Raw genomic sequence first — 22,887 nt, 5'->3', positions numbered from 1 at the left:
GTTAATCAACCCTTCAATATTTTTTTACCGATCCAATATACAATCGACACAACGAGCGGTACTCCAATGAGAAAGGATAGGCAAATGACTGCTTTTTCCGCAGCTGCGTAACTTGTGTCAAGCAGATTGGGAATCACGGTGCCCAGTACACCGACAACAGCAATGATCACCATTATGTATTTGAACCGTTTTTGTTTATCGCTCATCGGCGGTGCTCCCCCTTCTATTTTACCGTAATCGCTCCTCCGAGCCCGACAAGGCTTGCTCCAGGTCCTAACGGCACGTGGAACTTTAAACCGCTTTTCCCCACCTCAGCGGATGCGCCGAGTACGCCCAGTGAAGCGGAACCCCCAATATGCAGCTCCTTATCCGTCCATGGAAGCGGAATATTCACGCCGCCTTCATACTTGTTTAATGTAGCTTCAGCCCCAACACTGAGCGTGCCATCCTTAACGGCCGCCTCAACCTCGGCCTTAACCAGGCTAACCGATCCTTCGACATGATCATTAGCATAGCCTGCTTCTACAACGGCCCCGCTGGCATGCGCTCCCTCGGTAAGGCTGGCCCCTGCGCTGCCTGTTATGGCTTTGGCAAATAACCCATTCTCTTCATGCTTGATTACGCTGCCTTCCACATTTACACCTTTAAGTGCTGCATCCAGCGGGTTACTTGAAGATTTTGCAGAAACACCGGAAGCCATGGTTGCAGAGCCTGCTGCAGCTGCCGTGGCGATTCCGGTTCCGGAGGCTGCTCCAGCCAGAATACCTGCACCGGCAACTGCTCCTCCAGCGGAAGCACCGTTCACCATTTCATCCGTGGAACGGAATTTGACGGAAATTTGCTTCAGTTCGGTGGATATCGATTGTAAGCACTCTACGAATTTGATCATGGTTGCCCTGGCTTGCTGGTAATCCCCGAAAAACCGCTCACGGGTCATCCCCTGCCACTGGCCTTCCATTTCATGAATGCTTCGCTGGAGCCGCTCCACCATATCGCTGCTAAGTTGCCCTGACTGCGCAAATTGCGTGGATACCTGCTCCAACTGCTCGGGTGTAACTAAAATTCGATTGGACATAAATACGGACGCCCCTTCTGTCTTTTTTGCCTCTGCTCTTCAGGCAGTCTAAATGCAAATTTCAATTCCATAAACCCATTAACCGGTCGAACTCGTGAATAACCACATTTTTCAATTTTAGTAGGTATACAGGAAAGGGGCAATCAAGCGAGAGGTTCATTTCTTAGTGCCTAATCTAGTAAAAAAGAACTGGCTCCGTTTCTCTCCCGTCCTGATTAACACTCGCTTCATCCCCGGCTTTAGTCCAGCCTTGAAATCATTCCGGCGTACAGGGTCCCCTTACATCCCCAGCCCGTTAAAGTCACCCCCATTCTCCTGTAGATTATAGACAATTCATCTTTACGGAGAGGGTGTCATTCATATGAATCAACTTGCACGTGAAGCGACGAACCGGGCGATCAAGCTGTATAAGCAGGAGACTTGGCTTTTGCTGACGGGGCTGCTCGGGTTTTTGTTAGCCGGAATATGCGGGATATGGGTATTGCTGAATGGAGGACCTGTCTCGCCTGATGGAGATATCTCCAAAGCGTTTTCCTTCAACGCGGCCCTGGGGATCTTTATCATATCAACCGCCATCATTTTACCGGTTTCCGGTATGAGGCCTCAAAGCAAATCGATCTACCGCTGGTGTTATATTCCGCTCGTTCTGTTCTCCTACTTCGCCGAAACCGTTCAAAACTTCCGCGGTGTCGATCCGCGGTTCGTACAGAACGGCTCGACCTTTGATCATGTCATCTCGGCTATTTTCCCTGCTGTTGCGATTCTGCTTATCGTATTCTACCTGATCCTTGGCGCCCAGTACTTCCGCAAGCGTGTAATGCAAGCCCATCCGGAACTCGGACTCGGCATTCGTTATGCCATGATCGCGGTGCTGGTATCTTTTGCAGCCGGCATATGGATTTCCATCAATGCGGGACGCTATACCGGGATCGACGGCAATATCATCTGGCTGCACGGTCTAGGGTTCCATGCTCTGCAGGCGATCCCTTTTATGGCGTGGCTGTCCATCAGAAAATCCGTCAATCCTGCGGTTAAACCGATACTGATCCATATTAGCGGCTTGGCGTATTTGCTCGGATTAATCGCCATCGGATGGCAGACGTTTCTTGGATACTCCATCGCCGAATGGTCTTTGCTTCCGATTCTGGCGGGCAGCTGTTTTCTTGTCTCATTCACACCGGTTATATGGCTGCTCAGTCAATCGAATACATCCGTTGAACCCATCCACAATGCCCACTCCACTCGTAATGTATAAGGCTAGCACAAGAAAGAATAGCGTCTATCGACGAACTTTCTCAGAAGACAGACCGCGTTTATAGGATGTTTTTCTTGCGGTATCAGGAAGGCCCATGCTTCGAAGTTTATACTTTCTGATATCTAAAAAAAAAGAGACAGTACCGGGGATTTCCCCGCCTGTCTCTTCTATAAAAACACTGCGCCCGTAATCTAAAGCCTTTTTGACCGCTTAAATAAACAAAAACGGAATGAGGAACAACAGCGCTATGGCTTCCCAAGCAAACACATTGGCTCCCCAGCCGTATCCGCCGTAACCGTAAGGTCCGAATGCGGACGTGTGCGCACCGCCTTTAGTAGACTTCGAAGATTTTTTGCCCTTCTTGCCTTTTGTGGACAATATATATGCGGATGGGTTCGCAAATTCGAGTTCAAGGCCTCGATCATGTACACCGCGTATGGTCCCCACGACTTCCGTTCCATCACGCATGACAGCGCAAACGGTTTTGCCGACGTAACCTTTGCATCCTTCTGCCGAAATTGGTATTGGCTGCACTCTATCTCCCCCTCCCCAGCGTTTGTGTATTATATTCCCCGTGGAGAGAAGGCGGCAGAGATAGATGTCCACGTCACCAAAAATCCGCAATTGAACCTTACTTATCACTAGCCTTACGGTAGGCCCTAACCATTAAATCTTCATCGATAGCGCCTTGGAACCGCTCTGATATCACACCATCCGGCTTAATGACGTAGGTGGTCGGATAGGCCACCACCTCATATCGTCTCGTGCTTGCTCCGCTCTGGTCGTATAGGACAGGGAAGGTTAAGCCATTTTTCTCGACGAAAGATTGCACCTCACTCATGCTATTTTCCAAATGCGTCATATTGACAGCCAGAATGATTACATTCTCATCCTGATATTTGTCGTAAAAATCCTGCATATAGGGCATTTCTACCTTGCATGGCGGGCACCAGGAGGCCCAGAAGTTCAGAAGAACGGTTTTCCCCCGATAATCGGACAGTTTGACCTCCTGCCCTTCCCGATTCATCAGCGAAAAATCCGGTGCGCGAAGTCCGGGCTTTAACCCTTCAGCAATGGTTTCTGGATTGCCTTCCACATTCGGAGATATGTTCGCTTCTCGCTCGCTGCCCGAGGTGAAAGCAAAGTCATAGATTACCCACACGAAAAGAGCCCCCATGATGAGCAGCACCGCTCCATTTCTTCCTAATCCCAGAGTAAGAAAGCGGGACAGCGGAAAATGGAATTGAAGCCAGCTCATCGTGAGCAATATGCCGAATAATAGCATATAGAATAATGAAGAGTTTACAGCGGCCCCGTCCGCCCACAACCACTGGAATACATACCCGGCCCATCCGCCTGCAAATGCCGACAACAGTGCGGACTTCAGCAGCAATCCTGAATTCTCCCTTTTTTTGTTCCAGCGCAGAGCTGCGTAGACCAGGGCTAGAACGGCCCCAAGCCATATTCCCTTCGTGCCGCCGGTCATGTAAATAAGCGAGGCGGGATGCTGAATGGTGCGGATCGGATCGAACACCAGCATCCCGAATTTCCATGAAATAAAACCGATGATAAGTACAGATAAATAAGTGTCCAGGATCCATTCCCGCTGCGGCGTCTGACGCAAACGAATTCGAAGCGCAGCAAATCCGGCTGCCGCACAGATCAGAAAAATCACGATGTCGGCCCTCATCATAAAAGAACCTATCGGAATTATACTCAAATGCAAACCTCCTCAGGTCGGCAAAACAATTACCCACCGGGGTATATCCTCATCATAGTAGATTCCCTCTCTAATGTAAACTCAAGCGGGGCATTTTTTAGGAGAAGGAGCCAATCCGGTCAATGGAACTCCACAGCAGAGCCACTTCCGTATGCGTTTTTCCGCCGATTACAATTTTTTTTCGTCTCCGTTCCTGGCCTCCCATATGTTTATAAAAATGCTCAGCGGAATTACCTTCCAGCACCCAGACCAGTAAAGAACGATACCCATTCTTTTGCAGAAACTCCTTCAGCCTCGCAAACAACTCCCGTCCCCAGCCCATCCCCTGAATCTCTTTCAGGAGATAGATCGCGTAGAGTTCTCCTTCATCAGAAATCTTCTGCTCACGCTCCATGCCGTAAGACATGAACCCGTATACCTTGCCATCTTCATCGGCAATGACCAGAAGTTGTTCGTCCTCCGGCATATTGGCAAGCTTACGGCGCCAGCCTTCAATCCGATCCGCAGCAGACAAATTTTCTAAAAAGCGATCTTCCACGATCCCCTTATATGTCGTTTTCCAGCTGTTCACATGGACGTTAGCGATGCCTGCTGCATCCTGTTCATTTGCGTGTCTAATATGCATGAACTTCCTCCTGTCCATATCTTAATCCCTATATATTCTCGGACACGCTCCGCGATCCTCTTTTTTCTTCGTGAACGCTTCATCCCCGATGACGAAATGCCCATTCCCGGCATAAATATATCCGGATATCGCTATCTCGAAAACAGCTGGCATTGGAAGGAGCGCATCTTGATTGAATAAGGCATTGATACGGCTTGAAGATATCGGTCCGGGCGGCTGGTATGAGACGGAAGAACAACAGGCAAAGCTGCTGGTAATCGCACAGTTCCTGCATCAGCTGCAGATTCCCTTTCATCTGGCCGTCATTCCGCGGTATGTAGATCCGGCACATCATGTGGATCGGTCGATAGATGATCAGCATGATGGAGCTTCCCTTCGATTTGTCCGGCTGCTGCAGACGATGGTAGACCTTGGCGCCTCGATTGGTATTCATGGATATACGCATCAGTACGGGGGATCGGTTAGCGGCGACGGATTCGAATTTGCTTATTCCGAATGCAGCGCCGACTGTCCTCCAGATGACCCGCCCGAAACGGTCCATTCGCTCCGTCAGCTGCAGCAATCTTATGCTTATCAGCGGATACAGCAGGCTCATAAGATGTTTCAAAGAGCTGGTCTTCCGGCGGTTTGGTATGAAACTCCTCATTATACCGCTTCATCTGTCCAGAGGCATATTATCGAGATCTGTAACGGCATCCTCTATGAATCACCGCCTTCCAGCCCGGATGCAAGGACAGCCGCACTACAGCACATCCCGGACGATCCGTTAACGAACGGGACGATCTACGTTCCCACTCCGCTTTATTATGTGGCAGGTGATAAGATCGAGGAAGAAGTCACTCGGATGGAACGGACATTGCAGGATTTCACAGGTCCTCGCGAACTGGCTTCATTCTTTTACCACCCCTATCTCGAATTTCCCTATATCCGCTTCCTTGCTGATGGCACTGTGCATTATGACGAGCATTCACCGCTCAGAAGAATCATTCAAGCCTTCAAGAGAGAGTCTAAAACGTTTGTGTCCATAACCTCGATCATGCCCTTCATACCGGATTTCAGGGAAACCCGATTGCTGGACAGGATGGCCATGAAAGACCCTAAGTTTCTGCAAGCCAAGAGACAAGCGCTGCCGGATCGATGGATCGTCCGGGACGAGACCAACAACCTATGGTACGACGCTGCTCTTGAGGTCGGGTTCCCCATGAAAATCCATAATGGCATACGATATATACGCCCCATGTTGGCAGACTGGCCGCTATACCCGGGTGGAACTGCGATGGCTGGCGATTATGATGGAGATGGCAGCATCGATGCGGCTGTATGGAATGCGGAGCTTGGGATATGTGAGGTTGCATTGGGCTCAGGCAGCCGTTTAGTACCTTCGGGTCATTGGCTCTGTGAATCTGGAGCCGTGGACTGGAAAGCTCTTACGGGAGATTTTGACGGGGACGGCAGACATGATTTATTTTTATGGGACCCTGTTACAGGGAAAGCCGCCATTGCTTATAGCTCCGGGCGTGATTTTAATTCTCCCCTAATTCAGCATGAGGTTTCCGTACGGGGTGAAGGCATGATACTCTCCATAGGAGATGTGAATGGCGATGGGCTGGATGACCTGGTTGTGTGGAATTCCGACTCAGGCACATGCCAGGTCTGGTTAAGCACCGGGAAACAGCTCGTGGACGCGGGAGATTGGTATTCCTCCAAGAGTCCAATGGGTTCATCCATATCCATGATACTTGGCGACGTGGATGGGGATGGGCTGAAAGATTTGATTCTCGTTGAACACACCGCAGGGAACTGGTTCGTTCTATATAGCTCCGGGACCGCCTTCGGGCGGCAGGAAGAACGGTTTGGGCCCTGGGTTGCCGGAGAACGGATGACACCTTTCCTTGGCGATCTGACGGGCAATGGTCGTGTCAGTCTGCTGGCATGGTCTCCGAATCGGCTCGGCGGAACCTTGGACGCAGCCATCAATTCCAGGGACCGGACAATCGGATAAGGACATGATATACTTCTATACAACAAAACCGGGTCATTTCAAAACTCCCGCTATACGCGGTCTGTCATCGGAGAAAGAACGTAGATAGACTCGATAGGATCATCTCTATACTTATTTCTATTTTTGGAGGAGAATTCATGTCATCCAATAGCAAAAGCAATTCTAACAACAATACAGCCACTCCATCATCCCCAGTCAAAATCGTGAAACCCAAGCTCCCCAAGCAGCTTGAGCCTATGATTCTATCCGATGCCGGTGTTGACGATGAATCCTCATTCATTCAGTCCTCTTGTCAGGACGAGACCCTGTCTTATATTTCAGCCGACAAGGTTCAATTCGATCAAATGATATTCCATAATGTTACGTTCCAGCACGTCACGCTCCACCATGCCGAACTAACGGATCTTGTGTTTAACCACTGCGACTTGTCCAACGTCGATCTCAGTGAGGCCATTATGTACCGCGTACAATTCAATCATTGCAAAATTCTGGGGCTCGACTTGACGGCAGCTACCATCCGTAATGTCGTATTCGATCATTGTACGGGCGACTACGCTACGTTCCGTTTTGCTAACATGAAGCAGGTGTCCTTCCAATCCACCTCGCTCATAAAATCGGATTTTTATCATTCCGAATTAAGCAAGGTGGAATTTGTGGATTGCCAGATCGACCAGTCGCAGTTCTCCGGCACGAAGCTTGCGGGAATCGACTTAAGCCGAACGGACTTTCATAACATTGGCGTGACCCTGGAAGATCTTCAAGGATGCATCATATCGCCGCATCAAGCCATCCCGTTAACCAAAATATTCGGTCTTGTCGTGAAAGAATGACCTTAAGTTATACTTGGCACATATAATCAGGATCGTTCGTTTACAGGGGAACGTATATACGTGCACAGCATAAAGCGGCTTACTCCGTGGTCCGCTTGGACCTTTCGGGTTAAGCCGCTTTCTTAAATCATCCTACTTATTGATCAAGGGTGTATTTCTGCAAATCAAGCGGGAGCGGCGCCGGGATGTCACAGGTGCTGACCATCTCATAGCGCTTGCCTTCATCGGAAGCATCATGGAAGCCCCACATAGCTTCAAGCACATGATAGGCAAGCTCGCCGCTCGCACGATGAGCTCTTCCGCTGCGGATGGCGTAGGCCATATCCGCCGGGCCGATCCCTCTTGTATTCTCGTTATACCCGGGAAGCAGCGGCTCTTCCGTCCACTCGGTTTCTCCGGTCAATCGATATTGAACCGAGCCGCCAAAGCCGTTGGGATCCGGGACGAGCATCGTGCCCTTAGTGCCGTAGATTTCAATATTAGGAAGCGTGCTGCCTCCAAATACATCAAAACTCGTAATCAGCGTGCCAATCGCGCCGTTATGAAACTCCATAAGTCCAGCCACGTGAGTAGGAATGTCCACTTGAATTTTCTGACCCTGTTTTTTCTCACTGGTAATCGTCCGCTCCGTAAGGGCCGTTCCGGTCATGCCGCTAATACGACGGATCGGTCCCAGAAGCTGAACCAGCGCCGTCAGGTAGTAAGGCCCCATATCGAACATCGGACCACCACCGGCGGCGTAATAAAATTCCGGATCGGGATGCCAATGCTCATGTCCGCGGCTCATCATAAATGCGGTCGCTGCAATCGGCTTGCCAATGCGCCCGTCTTCAATCAGCTTCAGTGCCGTTTGGATACCGGCTCCAAGAAATGTCTCTGGAGCACATCCGACGAGTAGTCCTTTGGACGCAGCCATATCCAGCACCGCTTTACCCTCTTCACGGGTTACCCCAAGGGGCTTTTCCACGTACACATGCTTGCCGGCTTGCAGTGCATCCAGCATAATTTGCGCGTGTAGTGCAGGTATCGTCAGATTAATGACCAGCTCAATCTCGGGATCTGCAAGCAGCTCATCGGTAGTGTATACATTCGGAATATGATACTTGGCAGCCTGTTCCTCGGCACGGGCACGATCGATATCCGCACACGCCGTCAGCTCCAGGATATCGAACTTATGGCAGTTTTCCATATAGATGCCGCTGATTTTTCCGCAGCCAATGATGCCAACCTTTACTTTCTTCATGATCCAAGTCTCCTTCTGCCTTATTGGCTGTCTCCCATGCCTGTGTAGCCTTGACCTTCCGTAAACACACTCATGTCCGAACCCGAATATAATGCTTTTCCTTCAGCAGCCCAGAGCAGTCCCCTGCGCATCATTTCCTTCACCTGCGGCATATCGACGATGTCGGCATGATGGCCGAGGGAATTGTAATAGACCCGTCCATATCCCCAGCGCTTCGTCCATACTACCGGCATATCAACCGCTTTGTTCAGCAGATGCGGTCCGGCCACAACCGGAAAGCGAGTGGTTGCCAGCACTTCAACGGCCGGATCCACATGCAGATAGTACTGCTCGGAGACCACCGTGAAATCCTGCATCCCTTCCACCAGCGGGCTGGAGCTCGATTTAATCTCAACCTGGTACTTCACGCCATCGTTACCCGGATGCGCAACCCATTGACCTCCGGTCATGAACTGCCAATCCACATTGTTGCGGAACGAATCGCACATGCCGCCGTGACAGCCCGCCAAGCCGGTTCCCTTCTGCACGGCAAGCGATACGTTGCCCACCTGCTCCTTCGATATTTCTCCCATCGTCCATACCGGCACGATCAGATCCAAGGCCTGAAGTTTCTCTGCATCATTAAAAGCATCCAGCGTGTCGGATACCTCAACCTCATATTGCTCAGCCCGAAGCAATTCCGCGAAAATGCCGGCAACCTGCTCAGGTTCATGTCCGTCCCAGCCGCCCCATACGATCAAAGCCTTTTTCATGTGTAGCACTCCTTTTTTATGTGTCCGGCCAGAATTGGCCAAATGACTTGATTACATTTCCGACAACCGCACCCAGCGGCGTTCTTCAATGGATTTATCCACGGCTTCCAGCACAGCCTGACATTTCACGCCATCCTCGAAATTCGGCACAGGCTGCCTTCCCTCGGAAATAGCGGTCGATAGCTCCAGGATTTCATGCGTAAAGGTGTGCTCGAAACCGATCGTATGTCCCGGCGGCCACCATGCCTCCATATAATCGTGAACGGGATCGGTTGCCAGTACGCGGCGGAAGCCCTGAACATCCTCATCGTCGGACGTAAAGTAAACCTCCAGCTCATTCATTCGTTCAAAATCGAATTTGACGCTGCCCAAGCTGCCGTTGATCTCAAAGGAATTGGTGCTGCGGTGCCCTGCGGCAAAGCGCGTCGCCTCAAAGCTGCCAAGCGCCCCGTTCTCGAAGCGGGTCATGAACAACGTGGCGTCATCTACCGTCACTTTCCCCATGGGACCGCCTGTGCTTCCTTTTGCGCTTAACCCGGTCATCTCGCTGGCAATGGGACGCTCCTTGATAAAGGTCTCGCTCATTCCGATCACTTCCTGCATATCACCGACCAGATAATGCGCGAGATCGATCAGGTGGGCACCAAGATCCCCATGCGATCCGGATCCGGCCACTTCCTTCTGCAATCTCCATACCAGCGGGAATTGCGGGTCCATGATCCAATCCTGCAAAAACCAAGCACGGAAATGATAAATCTGACCCAATCTTCCACTCTCAACCAGCTTCTTGGCCAGTCTTACAGCTGGCGAAAATCTATAATTAAACCCAACCATATGGGTAACTCCCGCTTCTTCCGCCGCCTGCAGCATCTCTCTGGCATCCGCCAAGGTCAAGGCAAGCGGCTTCTCGCAAAATATATGCTTCCCCGCCTTCGCCGCGGCAATGGCAATCTCCTTATGGGCATCGCTTGGGGCGTTGATATCGATCAGATCGATATCTTCCCGATTGACAAGCTCCTTCCAATCGGTAACGCTTTCACTCCAGCCCAATTGATCCGCAGCTGCTTGCACGGCCGACACATTGCGGCCGCAGATCGCCACCATTTCAGGCTTCAGCGCCTCCGGGAAAAACATCGGCAGGCTCCGGTAAGCATTGCTGTGGGCTTTCCCCATAAATTTATAACCAATCATGCCGACACGTAATTGTTTCATCCTTCATTCCTCCTTAAATAAGAGTTATTCATTTCGATGAAGCGAAGATGCACGGATTACCAGGCGAGTTGGCAGCTGGCGATGGAGCACTGCGTTCGTTTCGCTGCCTTCTGGCAGATCGGAGGCGTCCAGCATACGAAGCACATGATCCGCTGCAAGGCATCCCAGTTCATAGAACGGAACCCTCACGCTGGTAAGCGGCGGCGTGCACAGCTCGGCGGCTTCCGAATCGTCATACCCGACAAAAGCAGGCATTCGCTCCTCTGAAATGCCTAGCGCACGCAGCCCCTGCTGAAGTCCAATCGCCATGCGGTCATTGGCGGCAAATACGGCTTCAATACAGTCCAGCTTCCCGGCGACCTGCTCGGCAGCGGCATAACCGCTTTTGCGGCTGAAGTTACCTTCGAACAGCAAAGTTTCATCCAGCACGATTCCCGCTTCATTCAGTGCCCGGCTGTACCCCTTCAACCGATCGCGGCTGTTGGAATACTGAGGCGGCCCATTAAGAAAAGCAATGTTCCGAAATCCCTGCTGCGTCAAGTGATGAACGGCTTGATAGCTGCCATCCACATGATCGGCATCCATAACGTGAAACGCCTCGCCGTCAAAGTATTGATTAATCAGGCAATAAGGGTGATCCGCTTCGCTCAGCTGTTTGATGGCCGCACGTTCGCCTTCATCATCCCGGGCACCAAGAATAATGCAAGCGTCTACCTTCTGGGTGCGGAACAGATTCAAGTAGTCCATTGAACCGCCGGGCTCACGGAACAGCATCAATAGGTCATATTGGCTTTCCAGCGCCTTACTGCCAATGCCGCTTAATATTTCGGAAAAATAATAAGCGGAGAAGATGCGGGCTTTCGGCAGGTAGGGCATGACAACGCCCAGGTTACCGCTTCTTCGGCGGGCAAAACTTCGGGCAAGCGCACTCGGGGTATACCCAAGCCGATCCGCCGCTTCCAGCACCCGCTGCTTGGTCTCTTCCTTGATAGGTCCGACCCCGTTCAATACACGGGATACCGTCGCTTCCGAAACGCCGGCAAGCTGTGCTACCTCTTTACGACTAGCGATATTCATCAAGCCTCCTGCAATTTATGTACGCGCGTACATTTTCTCATGGAGCCTTGCAGTTGTCAACCGTCTTAACCAGCAAAATTGTTCTTGCACCCTTATTTCAGATGTGCAATAATCTTCACCAGATACTTATTAAACCTATTTAAAAAGGAAGGGGAGTGGTGATGGATACGCGCAAAGAACCTTTACCCACACCGCAATCCATGAAATACGCCGTGCGGCGCGCGCTCCGCGCTTCCCTACTGGAGCTCGGCAGCGGAACCAAAGCGGAGCTTAGTGACAGGCTCGGCATCAGCTTTCCAACGGTGAGCAAAGTGCTGGAACAGATGGCGCAGGAAGGCGAAGTTACCCTGCTCGGGCTGGATGAGTCCAGCGGCGGGAGACGTGCAAACCGCTACGCTTTTAACCCGGACTATATGCTGGGTCTCGCCGTTTATTATGAGAAGGAGCGGAGCGTATACACCATTTTTAACTGGAACGGCGATCTGGTCGAACGACAAACTGAAGACGGCATACTCCAGCTTGGACCGGAAGCGCTGGCTTCCCAGCTAAGAAGCTGGATCCACCGTTATCCGAAAATCCGCTCGATTGCGGTCGGCATGCCGGCTGCGGTTCGTGATGGCGTCGTTTTTCACGTGCCGTTGTACGGGACATTCCAGGATTACGACCTCAAATCTTACCTGGAGAACCTGTTCTCCATTCCTGTCATCGTGGAGAATGACATGAATGCGGCCGTGCTTGGCTATCAGAATCTGAGCCGTACGGAGGAGGCTTCTCTTGTATACGTGTATTTCGGACACAATGGACCGGGGGCGGGGCTGCTGATCAATGGAAACGTCGTTCGGGGCAAGTCGTTCTTTACGGGTGAGATCGGTTATGTACCGATGAGCAAAGACAACAATTTTCAAGATGTATTGGAGCGTAAAAGTGCCGTCATGAGCAGTCTTATCGAGCCGGATGAGGAGCAAATTGATGCGTTAAGCCGATTAAGCGCCGCCTTCACCGCGATTCTCAATCCGGATGCCATTCTGTGGTGTGAGCATAACCTCCTGCCCTCCACCCTGCTCTCCATTAAAGACCGGGCTTCCGCCTACGTACCCGAGCGCCATCTGCCCGAAATGCTGCTTCGCGAGTGGGAGCATGACTATATAGCCGGCCTGCAGCGGCTTGCTCTGGATATGATGATATCCGATACAAGTGCAATGTAAAATTCAACGATGACGATTGGGGAATAACCGTGAATACAGACCTTCAAACGAAAGCAAAACCTAAATTCAGCAAAGACTACACCCTTCATCTGGCAACCATCTTTCTGGGCTTTATCATATTTGGAATATCGGAAAACATTAAGGGACCCGCCATTCCAAGGATCCAATTCGATTTCCACCTGGATGAAATGCAGATCGGCACCTTGCTATCCCTGAACGCGCTCGGGTACTTGATTGCCTGCTCTTTCACTGCGCTGTTAACGCGGAAGATCGGGATCAAGTGGGTCAGTATGGCCGCCTTCGGTTCGATGGCTATCTCGGGTGTGTTGATCTTCCTGTCGCACAGCTACCCGATGTTTACCGCATCCTATTTCTTTATGTACATTGGAAACGGTATGCTGGAGATCGGCCTCGCCATATTGGCTGCCCGGATCTTTGTGCGAAACACAGGCACGATGATGAACCTGTCCCATTTCTTCTACGGAATCAGCTCAACTGTGGCACCGATGATTGCATCCGGCCTCATGACCGTAACCGTGTTTAATTACACGCTGGACTGGCGGGGCATGTATCTGGCCATGCTGATGTTATCCGTGCTGCCAATGATCCCGGCACTCATGAGCAAGTTTCCCGGGGACGATCTATCCGAAACGGAACGAACCCCGCTTAAGTTGTTAGTTAAAGATCCTGCACTGTGGCTGGTCGTCATGATTCTATCCTTCGGTGTCGTATCGGAGATGGCAGTTGGCGGTTGGCTCGTAAACTTTCTTGAAAAATCGTACAAATGGGAACCTACGGCTGCTGCCGGGATGCTGTCCGCCTTCTTCCTCTGCTTCTCGGCAGCACGCCTGCTGCTCGGCCCGATAACGGACCGGATCGGCTTCACGCTGTCCATCATCATCCTGTCCGCGTTGACTGGCGTATGCACGTTTATTGCAATCTTTGGCGGAGAATCCTATGCGTTCCTGTTCGCGGCAGCAGGCATTGGAATTGCTCCGATTTATCCGACGGTCATGGCGCTCATTGCCAAAAGATATCCGAAAGAGAGCGACACCGCGATTACGTTCATCGTCACCATGATGGGAATCGGCAGCGTTATCGGCAATTACGCGATCGGAGCGATCACGAACGGCTTCAAGCAAATGTACGGCAGCGGAACAGAGCTCGGGCTGCTGCGCGGGCTTCAGGCGGGTTATGGTTTCATCGGATTGTGTGCCATCCTATGCTCGCTCTTTGGCATCCTTCTGTACCGTTATTTAAAAGTCCGTAAGCAGTTGGTCTAATCCTATGATTCATTGAACACTAAGGGAGCCCTCTTATAAGTACAAGAGGGCTCCCTTTTATTGATTATGATCGTTTGCCTACCCACACCCTAATTAACCCAAGTCGGGTTGATCAACAAGTTCGATGCTTGCTGTTTCGGTATGATGCAGCTCAAACACCAAGATTTCATTGCGGCCCTGCTTCAGCAGGGGTCCAGGCAGGTAAAGCGCTGCTTGCGGTCCTTGTTCCCAGTAACGCCCCAGGTTGAAGCCATTGACCCAAACAACCCCTTTTCCCCATCCGTCCAAGCGGATAAATGTATCTCCAATGTCATCCACCGAGAATTCACCCCGATAAAAGGTAGGGCGATCCTGCTGTTCAAACGGACCCGTAAGCGGTTGAAACGGTGCCGCATTGGGATTGTCAAGCGGCACAGGATAGATGCTCCAGTCATACAGGAACTGGTTGTTCATCCGGACTCCCTCAGTGATTCCTTTATAGTCCTTCAGCTTCGGGCCGTAATTGATACGCCCCATATTCTCGACAACGATCTCAAGCTTGGCGCCGGCTGCCGGAACATCGAACTGGAGGGCTTGGGGATTCCAGCGTTCAACCGTCCCCTGATACTTACCGTCCAGGAATACCTGTGCCCGGTCATGCACCTCTTGCAGATGCAACGACTCTCCCTGGCGAGGTCCGGAAATATCCGTTGCATAAACGATGAAGCCATAGCTTTGACCCAGCAGTTCCATCGGTACAGGTGTTGTACGTTTCACCGCCTCGGATAGCGTCGGCAGATGCTCCAGCAAGTCGGCATAATGCGTCATGCGAACCGAGCCATAGCTTTTTTTCTTGACGGGCTGAGGCAAACTTGGAAAATCAGAGAGCTCTTTTCCCTGATGCTTCGCAATCATGCTGCGAATAGCCTCGTACTTAGCTGTTACATCCCCGCACTCTGAGAGTGGGGCATCATAATCATAGCTGGTGATCGTCGGCTCATACTTCTCGTGATAATTCGCCCCGTTATAAAATCCGAAATTTGTTCCACCATGTAACATGTAGAAGTTCACGGATGCATTCAAGTCCAGCATCTCTTTGAATACGGCGGCAGCATCTTCCGCGTCCCGGGTATGATGAGGTTTCAGCCAATGATCAAACCATCCATTCCAGTATTCCATGCACATCAGAGGGTCTTCGGCCCGATATTCCCGCAGTTTAGCAAATGCCTCCTCCGTTCTTGAACCAAAATTAACGGTGGCAAGCACGCCTGGAACGGTTCCCCCTTGCAGCATCCCGTCGGTGGGACCATCCGAGGTGAACAGCAATACATCTACGCCCCGCTTGATCAAGCCATCCTTCAAATACTCCAGATATGCCGTATCATTTCCGTAGCTCCCGTACTCGTTCTCGATTTGCATTGCAATCACCGGGCCTCCATTGGAGGTTAATAACGGAACCAGCCGCGGAATCAGTTCATCATAATAATGGTCAACCTTCTCCAGATACAACGAATCCATGCATCGCAGATGGATATCTGGATACTGCAACAGCCAGGACGGCAGCCCGCCAAATTCCCATTCTGCGCATATGTAAGGGCTTGGCCGAAGGATCACATGCAGCCCGAGATCACCGGCGATTTGGACGAATCTTTCCAAGTCGGCGATGCCATCAAACGTAAATTGTCCTTCCTTGGGTTCGTGCAAATTCCAGGGTATATAGGTTTCCACGGTGTTTAATCCACAACTTTTCAGCTTCATTAGTCTGTCTTCCCAATACTCCGGTACGATCCGAAAATAATGTACGGCACCCGACAGAATCTGGATCGGCTCATCCCCGAGCACGAACTGTTGATTAACCGCTTTCAATTGAGCTTTCATTTCCTGTTTCCTCCCTGCTCGTATCATTTTGCTTGCTATTGTCATCATCTATCAAAAGCTCGTGCTGCTCAATCTCCAAATGGAGCATTCTTTATACCTTTTGTGCCGAATATTCAGAATCGAGAAGAACCTATTATGATACAATATATGGCATAATCATTGGAATTTTCGAAGCAAAAGGAGCATGGCCATTATGGATACCGCTTTTCGCTTTCCCAATATAATTCACACGCTTCAAGTAACGGGATGCCATTTTGATTCCCAGCCGCCCGGCTGGAGTTATCCGAGGCATCATCATCACCTGTTTGAGCTTCTGTACTGTCTGGAAGGCGAGGTCCTGCAGGAAATTCATCGGGAGTCTTTTACGCTGCGGCAAGGAGAATGGCTTCTGATCAAATCCGGAGTCCCCCATCAAACCACGAATCTGGCGAGCGGACCATATGGATACTTTAATGTTCATTTTGATCTCGATGATCAGGAAATTCGAAGCTCATTATCCGCTGCCCCTTACCGCCACATTCTCCAGCAGGAAAGCGCGCACAGCAATCTGAAGGCATACGTTCAAGAGCTGGAGGGAATCGTTCGACGCAGTCAGCCGGAAGCCCATTCGCTTCAACCTGAGAACCCGAGGGCTGAATACAATCTCACTTTTGAAGACAGACTGCTGCTCCAATCCTATACATTGCTCATCATCCACGATGTGCTTTCTCTCCTGAAGGTGCAGGATGAGGTCGAGCTGCCTTCATTGACACAGGCAGTATCAGGCTCCCACAAGCCGTCTTCCTTGCTTGCAGCCGATGCGGCGCATGCCATTGAAGAGAAGCTGTCATCAGGGCTCACAGAAGAGATCTCTGTCGCAGCCGTATCCAAAGAGCTGAATTTAAGCCGCAGCCAATGCAGCAAGTTGTTTCGCCAAGTTTACGGAATATCGCCAAGACAATATATCAGCCGACAAAAGCTCACCCTGGCCAAAGAGCTGCTGGTCACGACCCATCTGCCAATGACGGCGATTGCCGACAAACTCGGCTTTCGCTCAGCCAGCCATTTTTCAAGGCAATTCCGCCGCTGGACCGGGCAGTCGCCGACAGAATACCGTCCCAGACACTAAGTCGTGAAACCTGATTATTTTTAGTAAGTTACTTGACAATCAAAAGCATAATTGAGTATGATACATTCTATAGTTTCAGCTATATAAAAGTTAGTTGATAACCACTTAAAAATAAGGAGCTGTTACCATTCATGCGTAGCTATTCTTCTATGGGTACTTTCATTATTCGGGTTATTCTGGGCGTCATCTTTTTGGCTCACGGTTTGGATAAATTCCAGAGCGGCATCGGCAACATCGAGGGCTTTTTCGCCAGTTTGGGAATCCCCGCATTCATGGCGACCGTTGTGGCCATTATCGAAATTGTGGGTGGTATTGCATTGATTATTGGGTTGGGAACGAGAATTGCCTCCCTTGTTCTTGGCGTTGTGCTTGTCGTAGCTATTTTTCAGGCCAAGCTCGGCATGGGCTTCCTGGGTGGCTATGAATTGGATATTGCCTTGTTGGCTATGGCCGTTCATCTTGCCCTTAGCGGCAGCAGCCTGCTCTCGGTCGATTCGTTGTTTAGCAAGAAAAACAAAGCCTAAAGGATACGCAAAGGTTTGCCGGTAATCCAGGCGACGACCTTATGTAAGAATAATGTCAATCGACGTACTCTCATATAAAACAGACCGCGTTTAACGGTAGTTTTTCTTGCGATATCAGGCAGCACATCCTCCGAAGTTTATACTTTCTGATATCTTAGAACATAAAAAGAGCCGCACCTGACGATCAGTCTCCCAAGATCCTGATCCAGTGGTACGGCTCTTTTTTTACATGTTATGAAAAGCTGCTGCCGCCCGTTTCTGCCGTTAAAGCCGATTTCCTCTGCAGTCTCAGAAGCGCGAACGACAACCCTGCGGATATCGCAATACAGATGGAGCCTGCAATGTACACCATGCGAATACCGAGTGTATCCGCAATTAGACCCATGAACGCAATCGATAAACTCGTTACCGTGGACAGCAAAATATCACGCGAAGCGTAGATTTTCGGCAGCAGCTCTTGATCCACACTGGATTGGAGCGCGGTTTGCTGCGCCACATCCCGCAGCTGATAGGCTGGTCCCATTGAAATGCATAGGATCAATGCCATGATCGGGATACTGTTTAGGCCATACCACAGGGTAAGCAAACTGAACACCGCTGATCCTACCGCCATGCATGGAATCAGATTTTTCTGGATAAAGGAAGACAGGAGCAGCATCAGCAGCCCACCCGCAATGGCGCCTATATAATAACTGGCATTAATGAATCCCCACCAAGCTTCGCCTTGATGCAGCACTTCCTTGACATACACCAGCGTGATCGCCCCCACCCAGATGGTTCCCGCGATCCCTTCAATCATATCCATCATCGTGACGATTCTTAATGTCGGATTTCGCCACAGGTAGAACCAGCCTTCACGAATCACTTCCCAGCCTGGTTTCGCTCCTCCCGCCGCAGCCGGTTCCTTCTCCTTCATGGAGCGTGCTGCGATCCAAAGGCACAACACGGATACCCAGATGAGTACGCAGCTCATGATTAACGTCGGCATATGTCCAAACTGTACAACGAGAAAGCCCGTGAAGGTATATCCTGCAATCTGCAAGGATTGACTGGTCACGGATAGAGAGCTGTTAGCCTTAACCAGCCGGTCAGGTGCAACTACTCTCGGAACCATGGACTGAATGAGCGGGTTTCCCCATCCTTCGGTAAAAGCAATGAACAAGATAAACATACACAGCACGGAAACCTGAGATGATATATAGGGAAATGCGATAACCAATGCGGTTAACAACAGGGCTTTCATGACTTGAAGCCTCACCAGAAGCTTGGAGAAGCCGAATTTCTCCATCACAAGCGGAGCCGTAAGGCCGGCGACTAACCGTGCGACTGCGTTAAACAGCGGGAATAACGCGGCAATAAAGGCCGATCCGGATTCTTGATACATAAAGGTAGTCAGTACCATGATGTAGACAACGCCTGCAAGCGAAATGCTTGAATGCGCGGTCCAGTAGTATAGAAAGCCTCCTCGTTTCATGTCCACACCCTGTTCTGCTGATCTTTTTTCTAATAGTCATAACATAGGTTGAGAGTTTCTGTAAAGATAACGGAAGTTCCCCCATACTAAAAAAAGCCTGCTCCCATGATCCATCCATGAGAGCAGACTTACTATAACTCGGCTATGAAGCGCTATGGGCAACCGACCAACGGTCCTGCCCCGGATAAGGACATCGCTTGTCTTTCAGCTTTGCAGTGATCTGTACGATGCAGCCGCACAGCGTGCATGTCGTGTCCCCTTGCAGCTTTGGACAAGAGAAGCACGCACGCAGACGGGCATCATACTCACCATCCGGCACGCAACGGTCAGACGTAAACATTGGAGAAGATAGGACGCGCGTAATTTGTTCCTCGTTAACCCGGTAATCGTCATGACAACCTTTGCACCGATTATCCGACATCCCCTTCGTTTATCCTGCCGTAATCTCGAGGACGGTAACGGACATTGGTGCCAGCTTGGCACGCAGAACGTCGCCTTCCTGTTCAAAAGCATGGAAATCAGCCGGCTTCAAAGTCTCCGGCGATTCAAAGGTGTTGTGAGCGTCCAGCGAATCGGAGGCTAGCTGCCGGCCTACGATCTTGGACACCGCTCCGCTTAATCCCCGAAGCTGAATCGTCACGTCACTTTGCTCCGCATGACTTACATTACACAGACTCACATGGATCTTGCCGGCTTGATCCTTCGAGGCCGTTACGGATACTTGCGGAATCTTCTCGCCGTCCATCTCATAATCAGCGCCGCTGTAGTTGGTAGCCAAACGTTCTGCGTCCTGATGAACTTTATACATATCGAACACATGATAAGTCGGAGTAAGAATCATTTTCTCGCCTTCGGTTAAAATGACGGACTGCAGCACATTGACAATCTGCGCAATGTTCGCCATGACCACCCGATCATTATGCTCGTGGAAGATATTCAGCGTTAAACCCGCCACCAGAGCATCACGGATCGTATTCTGCTGATACAGGAAGCCCGGATTGGTGCCAGGCTCTACGTCAAACCAGGTCCCCCACTCATCTACAATGAGGCCGATCCGCTTGTTAGGATCATACTGGTCCATGATTGCCGAATGTCTCGTAATCAATTCATCCATATGAAGCGCCTTCTTCATCGTGGTAAACCAATCCTGTTCGCTGAATCCGGTAGCAGCGCCTTTGCCTGTCCAGAATTCGCCAGGAATGGTGTAATAGTGAAGACTGATGGCATCCATGAAAGGATGTGCTTCTCTCATCACGGTTTCCATCCAGCGGTAATCATCCACGTTCGGTCCGCAGGCAATCTTGTAAATCTTGTTATCGCCATAGTTGCGAACATAAGTCTGATAGCGTCTGTACAGATCCGCATAATACTCCGGCCGCATATTGCCGCCGCAGCCCCAGTTCTCGTTCCCGACGCCAAAATATTTTACATTCCATGGCTTCTCGCGGCCATTCTCCTGGCGCCATGCGGCCATCGGCGACACGCCATCAAAGGTCATATATTCAACCCATTCCGACATTTCCTGCACGGTGCCGCTGCCGACATTGCCCGATATGTATGGTTCACAACCCAGAAGCTCGCAAAGACGGAGGAATTCGTGGGTGCCAAAATGGTTGTTCTCTACAACGCCGCCCCAGTGCGTATTGACCATTTGCTTCCGATTCTCTCGTGGACCGACGCCGTCCTTCCAGTGATACTCGTCGGCAAAACAACCGCCAGGCCAGCGCAGCACCGGTATGTTAAGCTGTTTCAGCGCCTCCAGTACATCATTGCGGATCCCCTCCGTATTCGGAATCGGTGAATCCTCTCCCACCCATATGCCCTCATAAATGCAGCGACCCAGATGTTCGGAAAAATGACCATAAATATTGCGGTTGATCTTGCCTTTGGATAAATCCGAATGAATGGTAATAACATGACTCATGACTTATTCCGCTCCTCACCGTTGTTTTATAGATGTTTATATGAAACAGTTTAATAATCTTTAAAACAATGATATCGGCCAAACCGGATTCCGTCAACCCGTAATTTAAACGCTTTCACGAAATAGCCTTATTTTTCACCAAAAAAAAGACCGGCCCAAGCCGATCTTCCGATCGGGCTCTGAGCCAGTCTCTCTTCAACGCGTCGCCCGGATTAAAAATTCCCGGGTTCGCTCTGCCTTCGGTTGATTAAATATTTGATCAGGCGTGCCGGATTCGACGACCTGTCCGTTATCCATGAAGATAATTCGGTCCGCCACTTCTTTGGCAAAACTCATCTCATGCGTGACGATCACCATCGTCATATGCTCCTCGGCCAGCTGCTTAATAACCGCCAGCACCTCGCCGGTCAGCTCGGGATCCAGCGCCGATGTCGGTTCGTCAAACAGCATGATGTCCGGATTCATCATCAGTGCTCTCGCAATGGCCACACGCTGTTTCTGTCCGCCCGACAGATTCCCGGGGTATACATCTGCTTTATCAGATAAACCGACCTTCTTCAGCAGAGCGGCGCTGTTTAACCTGACTTCTTCCTTTGACTGTTTCTTCACATGTTTAGGTGCCAGTCCCAGATTCTCCTGTACCGTGAGATGAGGAAACAGGTTGAAATGCTGGAATACCATGCCCATCCGGGATGTGATCGCTTTGATCCCCGGCGGGCTGGCATATACGCCATCCTTCACGAGATATTGATCCTGCAGCTTGATCGATCCGCCATTAATCTCCTCCAGATGCACCAGGCTCCGGAGCATGGTGCTCTTCCCCGATCCGGAAGGTCCGATGACGGCAATCACTTCATTCTTCTGAATCTCAAAGCTGACGTCCTTCAGCACGTCCAGCTGGCCGAAGGATTTTTTTACATGGGTTACTTCGATAATTGCCATTACACGACAGTCCTTCTATTCATATTTAAATCGGCGTTCCAGAAACTTAAATAACATGGTTAACACGAGCGTCATTAGCAGGTATATTACGCCTGCAATGAAAAACGGCATAATCGTAACATCGCGATTGACCGCCGTATAGGCGAAGTGCAGTAACTCCGGAACCGCTACGGCATACAGCAGCGCCGTATCTTTTACCAGCGTAATGGATTCGTTGGATACCGCCGGCAGAGCTACGCGAAACATTTGGGGCAGAATCACTCTCGTGGTCGTTTGCCAGCGGTTCAGGCCCAGCACCTTGGACGCTTCATATTGACCCTTGTCAATCGCCAAGAGGCCTCCCCGAAAGATTTCCGCAAAATAAGCGGCATAGTTCAGCACAAATGCCAGACTTGCGGCTACAAAACGGTCCAGAACGAGATACTCTCCGATCACCGGCAGCACTGGGAGCCCGAAACAAAAGAACAACAGCTGCAGCAGCAGCGGGGTACCACGAAACACATAAATATAGGCATTGGCCAACCAAGCCAGCGGCTTGATTGCGCTTCGAACCATTAACGTGAACACAAACCCGAGCGGGATGGAGACCACGATAGCAATTAAAAACAACAGTATCGTTGTCTGTGCACCCTCCAGCATCGGTTTGCCGATTTGAACAATGTAATCCATACTCATATACGCTTAACTCCTAATGGAAAAACTTCTTGAGTTGCTTGAAGTTCTTCAAAAATATCGTAGACCCAAGGCAGGGAACACAAAACCGGAGCCTTTGGTCAAAG

Annotated in this window: 22 protein-coding genes; 7 read left to right on the top strand and 15 right to left on the bottom strand. The window is 50.6% G+C overall.

Annotated elements, in window-relative coordinates:
• Positions 1-5: 5 nt before the first annotated feature.
• Positions 6-206, bottom strand: a complete 201-nt coding sequence (locus AK95_RS12665; protein WP_071220301.1) for a hypothetical protein — start codon at positions 204-206, stop codon at positions 6-8.
• Between the two features lie 17 nt (positions 207-223).
• Positions 224-1,075 carry a WXG100 family type VII secretion target gene (locus AK95_RS12660; RefSeq protein ID WP_071220300.1) on the bottom strand — a complete coding sequence of 284 codons (852 nt, stop codon included), beginning with the start codon at positions 1,073-1,075 and terminating at the stop codon, positions 224-226.
• Positions 1,076-1,436: 361 nt separating this feature from the next.
• On the opposite strand from AK95_RS12660, the gene AK95_RS12655 reads away from it, so the two are divergent.
• Positions 1,437-2,330, top strand: a complete 894-nt coding sequence (locus AK95_RS12655; RefSeq protein ID WP_071220299.1) for a hypothetical protein — start codon at positions 1,437-1,439, stop codon at positions 2,328-2,330.
• A gap of 210 nt (positions 2,331-2,540) precedes the next feature.
• On the opposite strand, the gene AK95_RS12650 is transcribed toward AK95_RS12655, so the two are convergent.
• The 3 genes from AK95_RS12650 to AK95_RS12640 all read right to left on the bottom strand — a co-directional run bounded on the left by AK95_RS12650 (position 2,541) and on the right by AK95_RS12640 (position 4,675).
• Positions 2,541-2,864 carry a hypothetical protein gene (locus tag AK95_RS12650; RefSeq protein ID WP_071220298.1) on the bottom strand — a complete coding sequence of 108 codons (324 nt, stop codon included), beginning with the start codon at positions 2,862-2,864 and terminating at the stop codon, positions 2,541-2,543.
• A 97-nt stretch (positions 2,865-2,961) separates the two neighbouring features.
• Positions 2,962-4,050 carry a peroxiredoxin family protein gene (locus AK95_RS12645; protein WP_071220297.1) on the bottom strand — a complete coding sequence of 363 codons (1,089 nt, stop codon included), beginning with the start codon at positions 4,048-4,050 and terminating at the stop codon, positions 2,962-2,964.
• A gap of 97 nt (positions 4,051-4,147) precedes the next feature.
• On the bottom strand, positions 4,148-4,675 hold the full coding sequence (locus AK95_RS12640; RefSeq protein ID WP_071220296.1) for a GNAT family N-acetyltransferase: 528 nt from the start codon (positions 4,673-4,675) through the stop codon (positions 4,148-4,150).
• A 172-nt stretch (positions 4,676-4,847) separates the two neighbouring features.
• On the opposite strand from AK95_RS12640, the gene AK95_RS12635 reads away from it, so the two are divergent.
• A complete protein-coding gene (locus AK95_RS12635; RefSeq protein WP_071220295.1) occupies positions 4,848-6,677 on the top strand; it encodes a DUF2334 domain-containing protein in 1,830 nt (609 codons plus the stop codon).
• Between the two features lie 137 nt (positions 6,678-6,814).
• Positions 6,815-7,507, top strand: a complete 693-nt coding sequence (locus AK95_RS12630) for a pentapeptide repeat-containing protein (RefSeq protein ID WP_071220294.1) — start codon at positions 6,815-6,817, stop codon at positions 7,505-7,507.
• A gap of 136 nt (positions 7,508-7,643) precedes the next feature.
• Here AK95_RS12630 and AK95_RS12625 read toward each other — a convergent pair whose 3' ends face one another.
• Genes AK95_RS12625 through AK95_RS12610 form a run of 4 tightly spaced genes read right to left on the bottom strand, consistent with a single transcriptional unit; the run spans position 7,644 to position 11,791 of the window.
• Entirely contained in the window at positions 7,644-8,750 is a 1,107-nt protein-coding gene (locus AK95_RS12625; protein WP_071220293.1) for a Gfo/Idh/MocA family protein, read from the bottom strand.
• 20 nt (positions 8,751-8,770) lie between these two features.
• Positions 8,771-9,502, bottom strand: a complete 732-nt coding sequence (locus AK95_RS12620) for a ThuA domain-containing protein (protein WP_071220292.1) — start codon at positions 9,500-9,502, stop codon at positions 8,771-8,773.
• A 51-nt stretch (positions 9,503-9,553) separates the two neighbouring features.
• Positions 9,554-10,714: a Gfo/Idh/MocA family protein gene (locus tag AK95_RS12615; RefSeq protein ID WP_071220291.1), complete on the bottom strand. Its 1,161-nt coding sequence runs from the start codon at positions 10,712-10,714 to the stop codon at positions 9,554-9,556.
• A gap of 24 nt (positions 10,715-10,738) precedes the next feature.
• Positions 10,739-11,791, bottom strand: a complete 1,053-nt coding sequence (locus AK95_RS12610) for a LacI family DNA-binding transcriptional regulator (RefSeq protein WP_071220290.1) — start codon at positions 11,789-11,791, stop codon at positions 10,739-10,741.
• Between the two features lie 161 nt (positions 11,792-11,952).
• On the opposite strand from AK95_RS12610, the gene AK95_RS12605 reads away from it, so the two are divergent.
• Both AK95_RS12605 and AK95_RS12600 read left to right on the top strand, forming a co-directional pair.
• Positions 11,953-12,996 (top strand): ROK family transcriptional regulator, encoded by a 1,044-nt coding sequence (locus AK95_RS12605; protein ID WP_071220289.1) that lies wholly within the window; start codon positions 11,953-11,955, stop codon positions 12,994-12,996.
• Between the two features lie 29 nt (positions 12,997-13,025).
• Positions 13,026-14,279: an MFS transporter gene (locus tag AK95_RS12600; protein ID WP_071220288.1), complete on the top strand. Its 1,254-nt coding sequence runs from the start codon at positions 13,026-13,028 to the stop codon at positions 14,277-14,279.
• Positions 14,280-14,372: 93 nt separating this feature from the next.
• On the opposite strand, the gene AK95_RS12595 is transcribed toward AK95_RS12600, so the two are convergent.
• Positions 14,373-16,136, bottom strand: coding sequence for a glycoside hydrolase family 35 protein (locus AK95_RS12595; protein WP_071220287.1), 1,764 nt, complete (start codon positions 16,134-16,136; stop codon positions 14,373-14,375).
• A gap of 193 nt (positions 16,137-16,329) precedes the next feature.
• Here AK95_RS12595 and AK95_RS12590 point away from each other — a divergent pair, with 193 nt between their 5' ends.
• A complete protein-coding gene (locus AK95_RS12590) occupies positions 16,330-17,244 on the top strand; it encodes an AraC family transcriptional regulator (protein WP_071220286.1) in 915 nt (304 codons plus the stop codon).
• A 131-nt stretch (positions 17,245-17,375) separates the two neighbouring features.
• A complete protein-coding gene (locus AK95_RS12585) occupies positions 17,376-17,768 on the top strand; it encodes a DoxX family protein (protein WP_071220285.1) in 393 nt (130 codons plus the stop codon).
• Between the two features lie 232 nt (positions 17,769-18,000).
• Here AK95_RS12585 and AK95_RS12580 read toward each other — a convergent pair whose 3' ends face one another.
• The 5 genes from AK95_RS12580 to AK95_RS12565 form a co-directional block, all read right to left on the bottom strand.
• Positions 18,001-19,242 carry an MFS transporter gene (locus AK95_RS12580; RefSeq protein ID WP_071220284.1) on the bottom strand — a complete coding sequence of 414 codons (1,242 nt, stop codon included), beginning with the start codon at positions 19,240-19,242 and terminating at the stop codon, positions 18,001-18,003.
• A 142-nt stretch (positions 19,243-19,384) separates the two neighbouring features.
• Entirely contained in the window at positions 19,385-19,663 is a 279-nt protein-coding gene (locus AK95_RS33420; protein WP_074961833.1) for a DUF6171 family protein, read from the bottom strand.
• A gap of 9 nt (positions 19,664-19,672) precedes the next feature.
• Positions 19,673-21,166: an alpha-N-arabinofuranosidase gene (locus AK95_RS12575; protein ID WP_071220283.1), complete on the bottom strand. Its 1,494-nt coding sequence runs from the start codon at positions 21,164-21,166 to the stop codon at positions 19,673-19,675.
• 195 nt (positions 21,167-21,361) lie between these two features.
• A complete protein-coding gene (locus AK95_RS12570; RefSeq protein WP_071220282.1) occupies positions 21,362-22,108 on the bottom strand; it encodes an amino acid ABC transporter ATP-binding protein in 747 nt (248 codons plus the stop codon).
• Between the two features lie 15 nt (positions 22,109-22,123).
• Complete coding sequence (locus AK95_RS12565; protein ID WP_071220281.1) at positions 22,124-22,783, bottom strand: amino acid ABC transporter permease; 660 nt, start codon at positions 22,781-22,783, stop codon at positions 22,124-22,126.
• Between the last annotated feature and the right edge of the window lie 104 nt (positions 22,784-22,887).

This window comes from Paenibacillus sp. LC231 (assembly GCF_001860525.1).
Classification (GTDB): Bacteria; Bacillota; Bacilli; order Paenibacillales; family Paenibacillaceae; genus Paenibacillus_AQ.
The sequence above is the reverse complement of the archived record's forward strand: the minus strand, read 5'-3'. Positions and strand labels throughout refer to the sequence as shown.